The sequence below is a fragment of the Streptomyces sp. NPDC048462 genome (genome assembly GCF_043200175.1).
Taxonomy (GTDB): Bacteria; Actinomycetota; Actinomycetes; order Streptomycetales; family Streptomycetaceae; genus Streptomyces.
Genome location: NZ_JBICXG010000008.1, coordinates 186,641 through 200,212, shown reverse-complemented (window position 1 = coordinate 200,212; position 13,572 = coordinate 186,641). Strand labels below are relative to the sequence as shown.

At 71.9% G+C, this 13,572-nt stretch carries 12 protein-coding genes; 6 read left to right on the top strand and 6 right to left on the bottom strand.

Annotation, left to right across the window (positions count from 1 at the left end; translation table 11 throughout):
- Nucleotides 1–13: 13 nt before the first annotated feature.
- Both ACGFU6_RS16620 and pta read right to left on the bottom strand, forming a co-directional pair.
- Entirely contained in the window at nucleotides 14–1,252 is a 1,239-nt protein-coding gene (locus ACGFU6_RS16620) for an acetate kinase (RefSeq protein WP_393611455.1), read from the bottom strand.
- Between the two features lie 8 nt (nucleotides 1,253–1,260).
- Nucleotides 1,261–3,387 (bottom strand): phosphate acetyltransferase, encoded by a 2,127-nt coding sequence (gene pta, locus ACGFU6_RS16615; RefSeq protein WP_393611453.1) that lies wholly within the window; start codon nucleotides 3,385–3,387, stop codon nucleotides 1,261–1,263.
- Nucleotides 3,388–3,613: 226 nt separating this feature from the next.
- Here pta and ACGFU6_RS16610 point away from each other — a divergent pair, with 226 nt between their 5' ends.
- Entirely contained in the window at nucleotides 3,614–4,639 is a 1,026-nt protein-coding gene (locus tag ACGFU6_RS16610; protein WP_123523464.1) for an ATP-dependent 6-phosphofructokinase, read from the top strand.
- A 76-nt stretch (nucleotides 4,640–4,715) separates the two neighbouring features.
- On the opposite strand, the gene ACGFU6_RS16605 is transcribed toward ACGFU6_RS16610, so the two are convergent.
- The 4 genes from ACGFU6_RS16605 to ACGFU6_RS16590 all read right to left on the bottom strand — a co-directional run bounded on the left by ACGFU6_RS16605 (nucleotide 4,716) and on the right by ACGFU6_RS16590 (nucleotide 8,575).
- On the bottom strand, nucleotides 4,716–5,339 hold the full coding sequence (locus ACGFU6_RS16605) for a helix-turn-helix domain-containing protein (RefSeq protein ID WP_393611584.1): 624 nt from the start codon (nucleotides 5,337–5,339) through the stop codon (nucleotides 4,716–4,718).
- Nucleotides 5,340–5,514: 175 nt separating this feature from the next.
- Entirely contained in the window at nucleotides 5,515–6,198 is a 684-nt protein-coding gene (locus ACGFU6_RS16600) for a response regulator (protein WP_393611451.1), read from the bottom strand.
- Nucleotides 6,195–7,886, bottom strand: a complete 1,692-nt coding sequence (locus tag ACGFU6_RS16595) for an ATP-binding protein (protein WP_393611449.1) — start codon at nucleotides 7,884–7,886, stop codon at nucleotides 6,195–6,197. Before ACGFU6_RS16595 ends, ACGFU6_RS16600 begins: the two co-directional genes overlap by 4 nt.
- Before the next feature lie 38 nt (nucleotides 7,887–7,924).
- Nucleotides 7,925–8,575 carry a TetR/AcrR family transcriptional regulator gene (locus tag ACGFU6_RS16590; protein ID WP_393611447.1) on the bottom strand — a complete coding sequence of 217 codons (651 nt, stop codon included), beginning with the start codon at nucleotides 8,573–8,575 and terminating at the stop codon, nucleotides 7,925–7,927.
- A gap of 92 nt (nucleotides 8,576–8,667) precedes the next feature.
- Here ACGFU6_RS16590 and ACGFU6_RS16585 point away from each other — a divergent pair, with 92 nt between their 5' ends.
- The 5 genes from ACGFU6_RS16585 to ACGFU6_RS16565 all read left to right on the top strand — a co-directional run bounded on the left by ACGFU6_RS16585 (nucleotide 8,668) and on the right by ACGFU6_RS16565 (nucleotide 13,551).
- Nucleotides 8,668–9,804, top strand: coding sequence for a Gfo/Idh/MocA family protein (locus tag ACGFU6_RS16585; protein ID WP_393611445.1), 1,137 nt, complete (start codon nucleotides 8,668–8,670; stop codon nucleotides 9,802–9,804).
- A gap of 99 nt (nucleotides 9,805–9,903) precedes the next feature.
- On the top strand, nucleotides 9,904–11,262 hold the full coding sequence (locus ACGFU6_RS16580) for a cation:dicarboxylate symporter family transporter (RefSeq protein ID WP_393611443.1): 1,359 nt from the start codon (nucleotides 9,904–9,906) through the stop codon (nucleotides 11,260–11,262).
- Nucleotides 11,263–11,397: 135 nt separating this feature from the next.
- Nucleotides 11,398–11,814 (top strand): MerR family transcriptional regulator, encoded by a 417-nt coding sequence (locus ACGFU6_RS16575; RefSeq protein ID WP_393611441.1) that lies wholly within the window; start codon nucleotides 11,398–11,400, stop codon nucleotides 11,812–11,814.
- Nucleotides 11,811–12,155: a thioredoxin gene (gene trxA, locus ACGFU6_RS16570; RefSeq protein WP_393611439.1), complete on the top strand. Its 345-nt coding sequence runs from the start codon at nucleotides 11,811–11,813 to the stop codon at nucleotides 12,153–12,155. The genes ACGFU6_RS16575 and trxA overlap by 4 nt, the downstream gene beginning before the upstream one ends.
- A gap of 142 nt (nucleotides 12,156–12,297) precedes the next feature.
- Nucleotides 12,298–13,551, top strand: coding sequence for a haloacid dehalogenase-like hydrolase (locus ACGFU6_RS16565; RefSeq protein WP_393611582.1), 1,254 nt, complete (start codon nucleotides 12,298–12,300; stop codon nucleotides 13,549–13,551).
- Nucleotides 13,552–13,572: the final 21 nt, after the last annotated feature.

The window sequence follows — 13,572 nt, the reverse complement described above, 5'->3', positions numbered from 1 at the left end:
GGCGCGGGTGCGCTCAGTTGTCGACCAGTGCGAAGGTCTGGCCGGCGATCTCCAGTTCCTCGTCCGTCGGCACCACGGCGACCGCGACCCGTGCGTAATCCGGCGAGATCAGCCGGGGCGCGCCGGACCGTACGGCGTTGAGATCCGCGTCCACCACCAGGCCGAGCTCCTCCAGACCGGCGATGGCAGCCTCCCGTACCGGAGCGGAGTTCTCACCGACCCCCGCCGTGAACACCACGGCGTCCACCCGGCCGAGGACCGCCGAATAGGCGCCGATGTACTTCTTCAGCCGGTGGACGTAGATGTCGAAGGCGAGGGCCGCGCGTTCGTCGCCCTCGTCGATCCGGCGCCGGATCTCCCGCATGTCGTTGTCGCCGCAGAGGCCGACCAGACCGCTCTTCTTGTTGAGCAGGACGTCGATCTCGTCCGCCGACATCCCCGCCACCCGCTTGAGGTGGAAGGTGACGGCCGGATCGATGTCCCCCGACCGCGTACCCATGACCAGCCCCTCCAAGGGGGTCAGTCCCATCGACGTCTCCACGCACCGGCCGCCCGCCACGGCAGAGGCGGATGCCCCGTTGCCCAGGTGCAGCACGATGACGTTGACGTCCTCGGGGGCGCGGCCCAGCAGCTCGGCCGTCTTGCGCGAGACGTAGGCGTGCGAGGTGCCGTGGAATCCGTAGCGCCGGATCCGGTGCGCGTCGGCCGTCTCCACGTCGATCGCGTACCGGGCCGCGTACTCCGGCATCGTGGTGTGGAACGCGGTGTCGAAGACCGCCACCTGCGGCAGGTCCGGGCGCAGCGCCTGCGCGGTGCGGATGCCGGTGATGTTCGCGGGGTTGTGCAGCGGCGCCACCGGGACGAGGCGCTCGATCTCCTTCAGTACCTCGTCGGTGATCACGGTCGGCTCGGTGAACCGCAGCCCGCCGTGCACCACCCGGTGGCCGATCGCCGCCAGTTCGGGGGAGTCCAGGCCGAGCCCGTCGGCGGCCAGCTCCTCGGCGGCGGCCTTCAGCGCCGCCTCGTGGTCGGCGATGCGGCCGGTGCGCTCCCGGGGCTCGCCACCGCCGCCGGTCAGCGGGGTGTGCACCAGCCGGGAGGTCTCCTCACCGATCCGCTCGACCAGCCCGGACGCGAGCCGGGAGTGGTCGCGCATGTCCAGGAGCTGGTACTTCACGGAGGAGGAGCCGGAGTTGAGGACGAGCACCCGGCTCGGCCCCGTACCTGCTGCGGCACCTTCGGTGGTGGTCATGTCGCGGGTCACTCCTCGCCCTGTGCCTGGATCGCCGTGATGGCCACGGTGTTGACGATGTCCTGCACCAGCGCGCCCCGGGACAGGTCGTTGACGGGCTTGCGCAGCCCCTGCATGACCGGCCCGACGGCCACCGCTCCCGCCGAGCGCTGCACGGCCTTGTAGGTGTTGTTGCCGGTGTTCAGGTCCGGGAAGATCAGCACCGTCGCCCGGCCCGCCACCTCGGAGCCGGGCAGCTTCGTCGCGGCCACGCTCGGCTCCACCGCCGCGTCGTACTGGATCGGGCCCTCGATCATCAGCTCCGGGTGGCTCGCGCGCACCCGCTCCGTCGCCTCGCGGACCTTGTCGACATCGGCCCCCGTGCCCGAGGTCCCCGTCGAGTACGAGAGCATCGCGATCCGGGGCTCCACGCCGAAGCGGGCCGCGGTGACGGCCGACTGCACGGCGATGTCCGCGAGCTGCTCCGCGTTCGGGTCCGGGTTGACCGCGCAGTCGCCGTACACCAGGACCCTGTCCGCGAGGCACATGAAGAAGACCGAGGAGACGATCGAGGCACCCGGCTTCGTCCCCCCGGCGCCCGCCGCCACCCTGCCTGACGAGCTCCGCTCGGCTCCCTTTGCCCTGATGATCTCGAAGGCCGGCCGGATCGTCGCCGCCGTGGAGTGCACCGCCCCGGAGACCATGCCGTCCGCGAGCCCCTCCTGCACCATCAGGGTGCCGAAGTAGTTGACGTCCGAGACGACGTCGTACGCGAGCTCGACCGTCACCCCTCGGTGGGCGCGCAGCTGCGCGTACCGCTCGGCGAAGCCCTGGCGCAGCTCGGAGGTCTGCGGGTCGACGAGCTGGGTGCCGGCCAGGTCGATGCCCAGGTCGGCGGCCTTCTTACGGATGACATCGGGGTCGCCGAGGAGGGTGAGATCGCAGACGTCGCGCCGCAGCAGTACGTCGGCGGCGCGCAGCAGCCGTTCCTCGGTGCCCTCGGGCAGCACCACCCGGCGCCGGTCCGCGCGGGCCTGCTCCAGCAGCTCGTGCTCGAACATCATCGGCGTGACCCGGCCGCTGCGGGCGACCGAGATCCGGTCGAGGAGCGCCCCGGTGTCGACATGGCGCTCGAAGAGTCCCAGCGCCGTCTCGGCCTTGCGCGGCGTCGCCGCGTTCAGCTTGCCCTCCAGGGCGAAGAGCTTCTCGGCGGTGGGGAAGGAACCGTCGGCCACCGCGACGACCGGGGTACCCGGTGCGAGGCGTGCGGCCAGCTTGAGTATCTCCTCGCCGGGACGCTCGTTCAGCGTCAGCAGCACGCCCGCGATGGGCGGGGTCCCGGCGTTGTGCGCGGCCAGCGAGCCGACGACCAGGTCGGCGCGGTCCCCGGGCGTCACCACCACGCAGCCCGGCGTCAGCGCTTTCAGCAGGTTCGGCAGCATCGCGCCGCCGAACACGAAGTCCAGCGCGTCCCTGGCCAGCCCCGCGTCGTCGCCGAGCAGCACCGTTCCGCCCAGCGCCGAAGTGATCTGGGCGACCGTGGGCGCCGAGAGGGCCGGATCGTCGGGCAGCACCGAACAGGGGACGGGCAGCGTGGCCGCGAGCCGCTCCGCGATGGCCTCGCGGTCCTCGGACGCGACCCGGTTCACCACCATCGCGACCACGTCGCAGCCCAGCCCGGCGTACGCGCGGTACGCGTTGCGCGTCTCGGCCCGTACGGACTCCGCGTTCTGGTCCTGGCCGCCGACCACCGCGATGACCGAGGCGCCGAACTCGTTGGCGAGGCGGGCGTTCAGCGCCAGCTCGTCGGGGAGCTGGGTGGCGGCGAAGTCGGTGCCGAGCACGAGGACCACCTCGTACTTCTGGGCGACCCGGTGGAAGCGGTCGACGAGCCGGGAGACCAGTTCGTCGGTACCCTGCTCCGCCTGGACCGCGGAGGCCTCGTGGTAGTCGAGGCCGTAGACGGTGCCCGGGTCCTGCGAGAGCCGGTAGCGGGCCCGCAGCAGCTCGAACAGCCGGTCCGGATCGTCGTGGACCAGCGGGCGGAACACCCCGACCCGGTCCACCTGACGCGTCAGGAGCTCCATGACTCCCAGATCGACGACCTGGCGGCCGTCTCCCCGGTCGATCCCGGTCACGTACACGCTGCGCGTCACGCGTGCTCTCCCGTCCTTGACTGGCAGGTATGGGTGATATCGCCTGTTTGACGATACCTGCGGGGGCCGAGGGGCCGCTCGCCGGGCGAAGGCCACTCCTGGCGGCCCCGGACCGGTCCGGGAGCGCGAGGTACGTACCAGGCATGGGACAATCACCGTGGCTCACGGTACGGGGGATTCTGCACTTGCCACCGGACAGCCCCTAGCGAGCAGGAGATAAAGCACGATGCGCATCGGAGTTCTCACCGCAGGCGGAGACTGCCCAGGCCTGAACGCAGTGATCCGCTCGGTCGTGCACCGTGCCGTGGTGGGTCACGGCGACGAGGTCATCGGCTTCGAGGACGGGTTCAAGGGGCTCCTCGACGGTCACTTCCGCCCCCTCGACCTCAACGCGGTCAGCGGCATCCTCGCCCGCGGCGGCACCATCCTCGGCTCCGCCCGGCTGGAGCGCGACCGGCTGCGCGAGGCGGCCGAGAACTGCGCCGAGCTGAGCCGCCGTTACGGCATGGACGCGCTGATCCCGATCGGCGGCGAGGGCACCCTCACGGCCGCCCGGATGCTCTCGGACGCCGGAATGCCCGTCGTCGGCGTCCCGAAGACCATCGACAACGACATCTCGGCCACCGACCGCACCTTCGGCTTCGACACCGCGGTCGGCGTCGCCACCGAGGCCATAGACCGGCTGAAGACCACCGCCGAGTCGCACCAGCGCGTCATGGTCGTCGAGGTGATGGGCCGCCACGCGGGCTGGATCGCGCTGGAGTCCGGAATGGCAGGCGGCGCCCACGGCATCTGCCTGCCCGAGCGGAAGTTCCAGGTCGAGGACCTGGTCAAGATGGTCGAGGAGCGCTTCGCCCGGGGCAAGAAGTTCGCCGTCATCTGTGTCGCGGAGGGCGCGCACCCGGCCGAGGGCTCGATGCCGTACGCCAAGGGCGCCATCGACCAGTTCGGCCACGAGCGCTTCCAGGGCATCGGCAACCGCCTCGCCGTCGAGCTGGAGACCCGGCTCGGCAAGGAGGCCCGCCCGGTCATCCTCGGCCACGTCCAGCGCGGCGGCACGCCCACCGCCTACGACCGGGTGCTCGCCACCCGCTTCGGCTGGCACGCGGTGGAGGCGGCGCACCGAGGTGACTTCGGCCGGATGACCGCCCTGCGCGGCAACGACATCGAGATGGTGCCGCTCGCCGACGCGGTGACCCAGCTGAAGCACGTCCCGCTGGAGCGCATGCACGAGGCCGAGTCGGTCTTCTGACCTGCGGCCGGGCCCCGGCCCGCACCGCTGACCGGGCGCTGCGGACCGGGGGAGTGTGAGAGCCGTCGGCGGCCGGTCACTTCTGCGTCGTCTGCCAGAACCGGCCCACTATCTGTGCCAGGAACGCCCGGCCCGCGTCGCCCGTGGCGCCCTCGCGTTCGGTGCCGGTGCTGCTCCAGCTCAGTGTGGACACCATCAGCGCCTGGTACTCGGAGTGCAGCTGATCCAGGACGCCCTGGATCAGCCGCCGGTCCACCGGCACCACCTTGGCGACCGGCTTCACGTACGCCTGCCAGCGCGTCGTCACGGCGCTGCGCAGGAGTTCGGCCAGCTCCTCGTCGCGGCCGGTCGCCGTCACGAAGTCGGCGGGCGTCAGGCCCAGCGCCTCGGTCAGCGCCGCGGACTGGCGTTCGTTGCCGCGCCACCGCCCCGACTCCTCCATGCGCAGATACGCGGAGGTGGCCATCCCCAGCAGACCCGCCAGCTCGTCCGGCGACAGCTGCCTGGCGACCCGGTGCTCGCGCAGGGTCCGGGCGGCGGTCAGGAGTTCACCGGGGGCGCACCACAGCACGCCCGCGAGCGCGGTGAGTTCGTACTCGCTCGGCAGGGCGAGTCCGCGCTCCCAGGCGGCTACGGTCTCGGCGGTGATCCGGAGTCCGTACTGGGCGCCGAGGCCGTAGGCGACATGACCGGGAGCCATTCCCAGGGCCTCGCGCAGTCTGCGCGCGGCGGGGGCGTTGAAAGGCGGGGTGGGGTGCACGGCCCTACCGTAAGAGGTCGGAGGCGGTCTGACTACGGTCTGTTCCGCCGAGGCCACCGCTCGTAGGAACCTCCTAGGGTCCGCAAAGGGGTGAGGGGGTGGCCCGGAGGCCCGTTCAGCGGGCCTCGGCCATCCATCGGTAGTGCAGTTCCGGGCGCCCGATCTGTCCGTACTGCGGACTGCGCACCGCGCGCCCGGCCGTCACCAGGTGCTCCAGGTAGCGGCGCGCGGTGATGCGGGAGATCCCCAGCTCCACGCCGGCGGCGGCGGCCGTCACGCCGTCCGGGGCCGAGCGCAGCGCCCGCGTCACGGCCTCCAGCGTCGGACCGCTCAGGCCCTTCGGCAGCCGGGCGGGCTGCGGGGAGCGCAGCGAGGCGAGCGCGCGGTCCACCTCGTCCTGGCCGCTCGCCTCACCGGCCGCCGCCCGGAACTCCGCGTAGCGGACGAGCCGGTCTCGCAGGGTGGCGAAGGTGAACGGCTTCAGCACGTACTGGACGACACCGAGCGACACCCCTTCCCGGACCACGGCCAGGTCGCGGGCCGAGGTCACCGCGATCACGTCGGCGGTGTGCCCGGCGGCCCGCAGCGAGCGCAGCAGGTGCAGACCGTGCCCGTCCGGCAGATACAGGTCGAGGAGCAGCAGATCGACCGGCGTGCGCTCCAGCGCGCGCACCGCCTCGGCGCGGGAGTGCGCGACCGAGGCCACCGTGAATCCCGGCACCCGGTCCACGTAGAGCTGATGGGCGTCGGCGGCGACCGGATCGTCCTCGACGACCAGCACCCTGATCTCTGTGTTCATGGGGCCATGCTCCTTCGCGCGCCGTCGCCTTCGGGCAGCGGCAGCCGTACGGTGAACTCCGCGCCGCCGTCCGGCCCCCGCTCCAGGGTGACCGTGCCGCCGTTGCGGTGCGCGGCCTGCCGCACGAGCGCCAGTCCGATCCCTCGGCCTGCCCCGTGCGTGGACCAGCCGCGCCGGAACACCTCCTCGGTGTCGGCGGGGTCGACGCCCGTCCCGCTGTCGGCGACCCGCAGCAGGAGTTCGCCGTCCCCGGCGAGTGCCGTGACGGTGACCCGGGCGTGCGCGGGGCGGGACGGCAGCGGGGCGCGCTGGGCGGGGACGGCGCTGTCGGCGGAACGGCCCTGCGGGCCGGCCACCGCCTCGGAGGCCGCGTCCACCGCGTTGTCGATCAGGTTGCCGAGGACGGTCACCAGGTCGCGCTGCGGCAGCGACGCGGGCAGGACCCCGTCGTCGATCAGGCTGTCGTCCGCCAGCACCAGCTCCACCCCCCGCTCGTTGGCCTGTGCCGCCTTGCCCAGCAGCAGGGCCGCCAGTACCGGTTCGGCCACCGCGCCGACGACGCGGTCGGTCAGGGCCTGCGCCAGTTCCAGCTCCGCCGTGGCGAAGCCGACCGCCTCATCGGCCCGGTCCAGCTCGATCAGCGACACCACCGTGTGCAGCCGGTTCGCCGCCTCGTGCGCCTGCGAGCGCAGCGCCTGCGTGAAGCCCCGCTCGGAGTCCAGCTCACCGGAGAGCGCCTGGAGTTCCGTGTGGTCGCGAAGGGTGATGACCGTGCCGCGCCGCTCGCCGCCCACCACGGGACGGGTGTTGACCACGATCACCCGGTCCGCCGTCAGATGCACCTCGTCGACCCGCTCCTCGGAGGCGAGCAGCGCCCCGGTCAGCGGCGCCGGCAGGTCGAGTTCGGCGACCCGGCGCCCGACCGTACCCGGTGCCAGCCCCAGCAGCTCCCGGCCCGCGTCGTTGATCAGGGCGATCCTGCGCTGCCCGTCCAGCATCAGCAGCCCCTCACGCACCGCGTGCAGCGTGGCCTCGTGGTAGTCGTGCAGCCGGCTCAGCTCGGCGGCGTTCATCCCGTGGGTGTGCCGCCGAAGGCGGGCGTTGATCACGTACGTGCCGATGCCGCCGAGCGCCAGCGCCCCACCCGCCGCGAGCCCCAGCGCGCCCAACTGCGCCCGCACCTGCGTGGAGACCCGCTCGACCGTGATGCCCGCACTGACCAGCCCGACGATCCGGCCGCCGTCCCGGACCGGCGTGACGACCCGGATGGACGGGCCGAGCGTGCCGGTGTACGTCTCCGAGAACGTCTCGCCGCGCAGCGCCCGCGCGGTGTGCCCGAGGAAGGTCTCACCGATCCGGCCGGTGTCCGGGTGCGTCCAGCGGACCCGGTGCGGATCCATGATCGTGACGAAGGCGATCCCGGTGTCCCTGCGGACCCGCTCCGCGTACGGCTGGAGGACGGCCGACGGGTCCGGGGTGCGGATCGCCTCCCGTACCGAGGGTGAACCGGCCACCGACAGGGCCACCGCCCGCGCCTGCCGGGTCGCGGTCTCGCGGGCCTGCGCGCTGCCCGAGACGTACGCGAAGAAGGCGCACCCCGCCACGACGGCAGCCACCAGCACCACCTGCATGGCGAAGAGCTGTCCGGCCAGGCTGCGCGGACGGGCACGGGGGCGGGGGATACGCATGGTTTCAGTCTGCCTGCCAGGTGGGAGCGGAGCGGAAGTCAGTGCGGCAGGCTCCGGCCCGGCGGTGTGCCCGGCAGCGAATCCGCCCGGGTGGGGCGCAGGCCATCGAGAACGATGTGGAGATTGCGCTCCCACTGCTGCTCGCCCGCTTGCATGCCCAGTGTGTGGGCGCCGGTCGCGGCGGCGGCGAACAGGAACGGTACGTCCTGCCAGGTCACGTCCGAGCGCATGACGCCGGCCGCCTGGGCGCGCTCCACCAGGCGCCGGATCTGTTCCCGCAGCCCCGTCAGGCGCTGGTCCAGAGCATCCCCGCAGGCGCCTCCGAGCGCCTCGCTGATGCCGCAGCTCTCGGTGCGCAGACGGACGTAGGCCGTGGCGAACGTACACAGCCCGTGCCAGGGATCGGGGTCGTCCAGAGCGTGGTCGGCCAGGTCCGCGATCTCGTCGAGCACCTCGTCGAGCACCGTCTCCAGCAGCACATCGAGGGAGGGGATGCGTCGGTAGAAGGTGCCGACGCCGACGCCGGCCCGGCGCGCGATCTCGTGCGCGGAGACGCCGACGCCGACCTCGGCCACCGCGATCCGGGCCGCGGCCACCAAGCGCTCGACGTTCCGCCGTGCATCGGCCCGCGGCCGGCGTCCGGACTCGTCGGCCAACAAGCGGTCCACGGCACTGTCCGGTTGGTTCATGAGCTGATTCTAGCAATAAGTGGACACTCTCTGTCCGCTTAGCTAGAGTCCCTTAAGCGGACAAACGTTGTCCGCTTAAGGGGGCTGGAGTTATGGACGTGGAAGCGAAGAAGATCCGGGTGGGTGTCATCGGCGCGAGCCCCGACCGGGGCTGGGCGGCTCGGGCGCATATCCCGGCCCTGACGGCGCTGCCGGACTACGAGATCACCGCGGTCGGCACCAGTCGCCCCGAGAGCGCCCGCGCGGCGGCGCGCCGGTTCGGTGCCGCGCATGCCTTCACCGATGCCCGGCGGCTCGCCGAGCACCCCGAAGTCGATCTGGTCGCCGTCACCGTGAAGGTTCCCGCTCACGCCGAACTGGTGGGGGCGGCGCTGGCGGCCGGCAAGCACGTGTACTGCGAGTGGCCGCTGGCCCGGACCACCGAGGAGGCTGCCGCACTCGCGAAGTCGGCCCACCGGGCGGGCGTCCACCACGTGGTCGGGCTGCAGGCGCGCAACGCCCCCGCGATCGTCTACGCGCGCGACCTGGTCGCCGCCGGTCACGTGGGACGGGTCACCTCGGCGACGGTGTACGCCAGCCGTGACAAGGGCGCCGGGGAGCGGATCCCCGCCTGGGCGGCCTACACCCTCGACTCCGGCAGCGGCGCCGGACTCCTGGAGGTCGCGGGCGGGCACACGCTCGACGCGCTGCAGTGCGTACTGGGCGGCATCAGTGACCTCTCGGCCTCGCTGTCCGTCCAGCGCCCCCGCTACACCGTTGCCGAAACCGGCGACACGGTCGAGGCGACCGGCCCCGACCATCTCCTGCTGAACGCGACCCTCGGCGGCGGCGCCGTCGTGTCGGCGCACATCCACGACGCCAAGGTCACCGGTGCCCGGACCCGGCTGGAAATCTCCGGTACCAGGGGTGATCTCGTCATCGTCTCCACCGGGACGGGCGGCGCTGCGGGCATCCAGATCGGTGAACTCCGCCTGCTGGGAACCCCTGCCCCGGGCGGGACCCGTCAGGAGTTGCCCATCCCCGGCCGGTACCGCCGGACGTCCGGGACCGGCCCGGACGCGGAGGGCTTCAACGTGGCGCAGATGTACGCCCGGCTGGCCCGCGACCTCCGCACCGGTTCGCGCGACTCCCCGGATTTCGACGCGGGCCTGCGAGTGCACCGTCTGCTTGACGCGATCAGACTCTCCGCGGCCACGGGCGCACGCCAGTACCTGGCCGAAAACATATGAACGAAATGCACGTAAGGGTGACCGGCGTCACAGGGCGCGGAATAGTCGCCGGGGCCCCCAGGGACGGGGGAGGGACAAGAACGAGCCGAGGAGACCCCCGTGGGAGTGGCCGCCGCCAAGCGGGACCGTACGAAGTATCTGTATCTCGCCGTGATCGTGGCGGTGGGGCTGGGCATCCTGGTGGGCCTCGTGGCCCCGGACGCCGCCGTCGAGCTCAAGCCGATCGGGACCGGCTTCGTCAACCTCATCAAGATGATGATCTCGCCGATCATCTTCTGCACGATCGTGCTGGGGGTCGGCTCGGTCCGCAAGGCCGCCAAGGTCGGCGCGGTCGGCGGTCTGGCCCTCGGCTACTTCCTGGTGATGTCGACCGTCGCACTCGCCATCGGCCTGGTCGTCGGCAACATCCTGGAGCCCGGTTCCGGCCTCCACATCACCGAGGCGACCCGCGCCGCCGGTGAGGCGCAGGCCGGGGACAGCGCGTCCACCGCGGACTTCCTGCTCGGCATCATCCCCGACACCATGGTGTCGTCCTTCACCTCGGGCGAGGTCCTGCAGACCCTGCTCATCGCCCTGCTCGCGGGCTTCGCGCTGCAGGCCATGGGATCGGCCGGCGAGCCCGTCCTGCGCGGCATCGGCCACCTCCAGCGCCTGGTCTTCCGCATCCTCGCCATGATCATGTGGCTGGCCCCCGTCGGGGCGTTCGGCGCCATGGCCGCGGTGGTCGGCGAGACCGGCGTGGACGCGCTGAAGTCGCTCGCGGTCATCATGATCGGCTTCTACATCACCTGCGGCCTCTTCGTGTTCCTGATCCTGGGCACGATCCTGCGCCTCGTGGCCGGGCTCAACATCTTCTCCCTGCTGAAGTACCTCGGCCGGGAGTTCCTGCTCATCCTCTCCACCTCCTCGTCCGAATCGGCCCTGCCGAGGCTGATCGCGAAGATGGAGCACATGGGCGTCAGCAAGCCCGTCGTCGGCATCACCGTGCCGACCGGGTACTCCTTCAACCTCGACGGCACCGCGATCTACCTCACGATGTCCTCGCTCTTCATCGCCAACGCGACGGGCGACCCGCTCAGCATCAGCGAGCAGATCTCGCTCCTCGTCTTCATGGTGATCGCTTCCAAGGGCGCCGCGGGTGTCACCGGCGCCGGTCTCGCCACCCTCGCGGGCGGCCTCCAGTCGCACCGCCCCGAACTGGTGGACGGCGTCGGCCTGATCGTCGGCATCGACCGCTTCATGAGCGAGGCCCGTGCCCTGACGAACTTCGCGGGCAACGCCGTGGCCACGGTGCTCGTCGGCACCTGGACCAAGGAGATCGACCGGGAGCGGGTCGACCAGGTCCTCTCCGGCGCGCTGCCGTTCGACGAGTCGATGCTCTCGGACGAGGGCCCCGCCGAGCCGCAGGTCCCCGAGGCCAGGGGCGGCGAGGAGCAGCCCTCGCTCGCGAAGGCGTAAGCAGGTGTGAGCAGCCCCCATGCGCGCCGGGCCGGTACGGAGCCTCCGTACCGGCCCGGCGTGTGTTCGCGCACGGCCCGCCCCTCGCCCGGCCGTCCTTGCCTTGACGCCGACGTCAAGGATTACCGTCGAGGCATGCGAATCGGGGAGCTGGCCGAGCGCGCCGGAACGACGACGCGGACTCTGCGCTACTACGAGTCGCGCGGGCTGCTGCCCGCGCGGCGGGCGGAGAACGGGTACCGCACCTACGACGAGGGCGACCTGCGGCTGATCCAGCAGATCCGGACCCTCCAGGACTTCGGGTTCGACCTGGAGGAGACCCGGCCCTTCGTCGACTGCCTGCGCGCCGGTCATCCGGCCGGCGACAGCTGTCCGGCCTCGCTGGCCGTCTACCGGCGCAAGCTCGGCGAGCTGGACGCGCTCATCGGCCAGCTGCAGTCGGTCCGCACGGAGGTGGGCGCCCAGCTGGCCCGCGCCGAGCTGGAGGCTTCCGCCGAACTGCCCGGCGGCCCCGAACCACGATGTGCGATGAACTGGGAGGACGAGACATGATCCAGGTGGAAGGCGTGGCCGAGGTCACCGACGAGAGCTTCGACGCCGAGGTGCTGGGAGCCGGGCTCCCCGTCCTCGTCGAATTCACCGCCGACTGGTGCGGACCGTGCCGCCAGCTCGCCCCGGTGCTCGCCGCGGTCGCGGCCGAGGAGAGCGAGCGCATCAAGATCGTCCAGATCGATGTCGACCGCAACCCCGGGATCACCTCCCGCTACGCGGTCCTGTCGATGCCGACCCTGATGGTGTTCCGCTCGGGCGAGCCCGTGAAGTCGATGGTCGGCGCCCGGCCGAAGCGGCGGCTGCTCCAGGAGCTCGAGGAGGTGCTCGGGGCGGCCGTCTGAGGACTCGGGCGCGCCCCGGCCCGCGTCCCGGGACCGGCGCGCGCCCCCTCAACATCGCGGAAATGTTGATGTACGGTCCACTCGCATGCGTAACCGACTAGTTCTCGCGTGGACCTCAGCCGTGACCGCAGCACTCGCGGTCCTGGCCGCAGCACTCGCGGTCCTGGCCGCAGCCGGCCCCGGGGCCGCCGCCCCGGCCGATCGCGCGTCCCTGACGCCGACGGCCCGCTGCCCCCGACTCTCCGCCGAACTCACCTGGTACGGCCACAACCGCGCCCAGCTGCAGCGCGTGATCGACGAGCGCGGCACCTGCCACGGCAAGGGCGGACCGCGCCCGGTCGCGGCGTTCGACTGGGACAACACCATCACCAAGAACGACGTCACCGACGCCACCATCAGCTGGTCCCTGCGGCACGACAAGATCCTCCGGCCCGCCCGCTGGAAGGACACCAGCAAGTGGCTGACCGCCACCGCGGACAAGGCCCTCACCGAGGCCTGCGGAACCGAAGTCCCGGTGGGAGCGCCCCTGCCCACCTCCACCGACGCCCGCTGCGCCGACGAGATCCTCCAGATCCGTGAGGACGGCACCACGATGAGCGGCGAGGCCGCCTTCGCGGGGGAGTGGAACCACCGGCGAACCGTTCCGCAGTACGCGTGGGTGCCCCAGCTGTTCGCCGGACACACCGTCCCCGAACTGCGCGCGTACACGGCGGCCGCCCGCGAGGAGGCGCTCGCGGCGCCCGTCGGTGCGACCCGCACCGTCGGCACCCACGTCCTGCCCGCCTACGTCCGTTACTACGACCAGCAGCGCGACCTCGTCCGTACGCTCCAGAAGGCCGGGTTCGACGTCTGGATCGTCTCGGCGGGTTCCGAGCCGGTCACCGAGGTCTGGTCGCGCGGCATCGGCATCGACCGCGCGCACACCGTCGCGATCCGCTCCGTACTCGACCGAAAGGGCCGCATCACGACCCGCAACGAGGGCTGCGGCGGGGTGGGCGCCACCATGGGCGAGGCCATCCCGTACATCGACGGCAAACGTTGCTGGATCAACCAGGAGATCTACGGGATCAAGGGCCGGGCCGCCTGGCACAAGCAGGCCCCGGACCGGCGGATCACACTCGGCGGCGGTGACGCCGACACCGACGTGACGTTCGTCGGTGATGCCACGGGCGCGCACCTCGTGCTCAACCGCAACAAGAACGAGGTGATGTGCCGTGCCTACGACAACGCCGACGGCCGCTGGGTCGTGAACCCCATGTTCATCGAGCCGCTGCCCCGCAGGACCACGCCCTACCCCTGCGCCACCGCCGCCTACACCGAGCCGGGCGGAGCCTTCGGCCCCGTGCGGCGCGGCGACGGCAGTGTCGTACCGGACCAGCGGGACACGGTGTACTGACGCGGGACCAGGACATGAGGA

Excerpts from the sequence above, each read along its gene's own strand:
- ACGFU6_RS16595 (WP_393611449.1), bottom strand. The coding sequence starts at position 7,886 with ATGCGTATCCCCCGCCCCCGTGCCCGTCCGCGCAGCCTGGCCGGACAG.
- ACGFU6_RS16590 (WP_393611447.1), bottom strand. The coding sequence starts at position 8,575 with ATGAACCAACCGGACAGTGCCGTGGACCGCTTGTTGGCCGACGAGTCC.
- trxA (WP_393611439.1), top strand. The coding sequence starts at position 11,811 with ATGATCCAGGTGGAAGGCGTGGCCGAGGTCACCGACGAGAGCTTCGAC.
- ACGFU6_RS16585 (WP_393611445.1), top strand. The coding sequence starts at position 8,668 with ATGGACGTGGAAGCGAAGAAGATCCGGGTGGGTGTCATCGGCGCGAGC.
- ACGFU6_RS16575 (WP_393611441.1), top strand. The coding sequence starts at position 11,398 with ATGCGAATCGGGGAGCTGGCCGAGCGCGCCGGAACGACGACGCGGACT.
- ACGFU6_RS16605 (WP_393611584.1), bottom strand. The coding sequence starts at position 5,339 with ATGGCTCCCGGTCATGTCGCCTACGGCCTCGGCGCCCAGTACGGACTC.
- ACGFU6_RS16600 (WP_393611451.1), bottom strand. The coding sequence starts at position 6,198 with ATGAACACAGAGATCAGGGTGCTGGTCGTCGAGGACGATCCGGTCGCC.
- ACGFU6_RS16610 (WP_123523464.1), top strand. The coding sequence starts at position 3,614 with ATGCGCATCGGAGTTCTCACCGCAGGCGGAGACTGCCCAGGCCTGAAC.
- ACGFU6_RS16620 (WP_393611455.1), bottom strand. The coding sequence starts at position 1,252 with ATGACCACCACCGAAGGTGCCGCAGCAGGTACGGGGCCGAGCCGGGTG.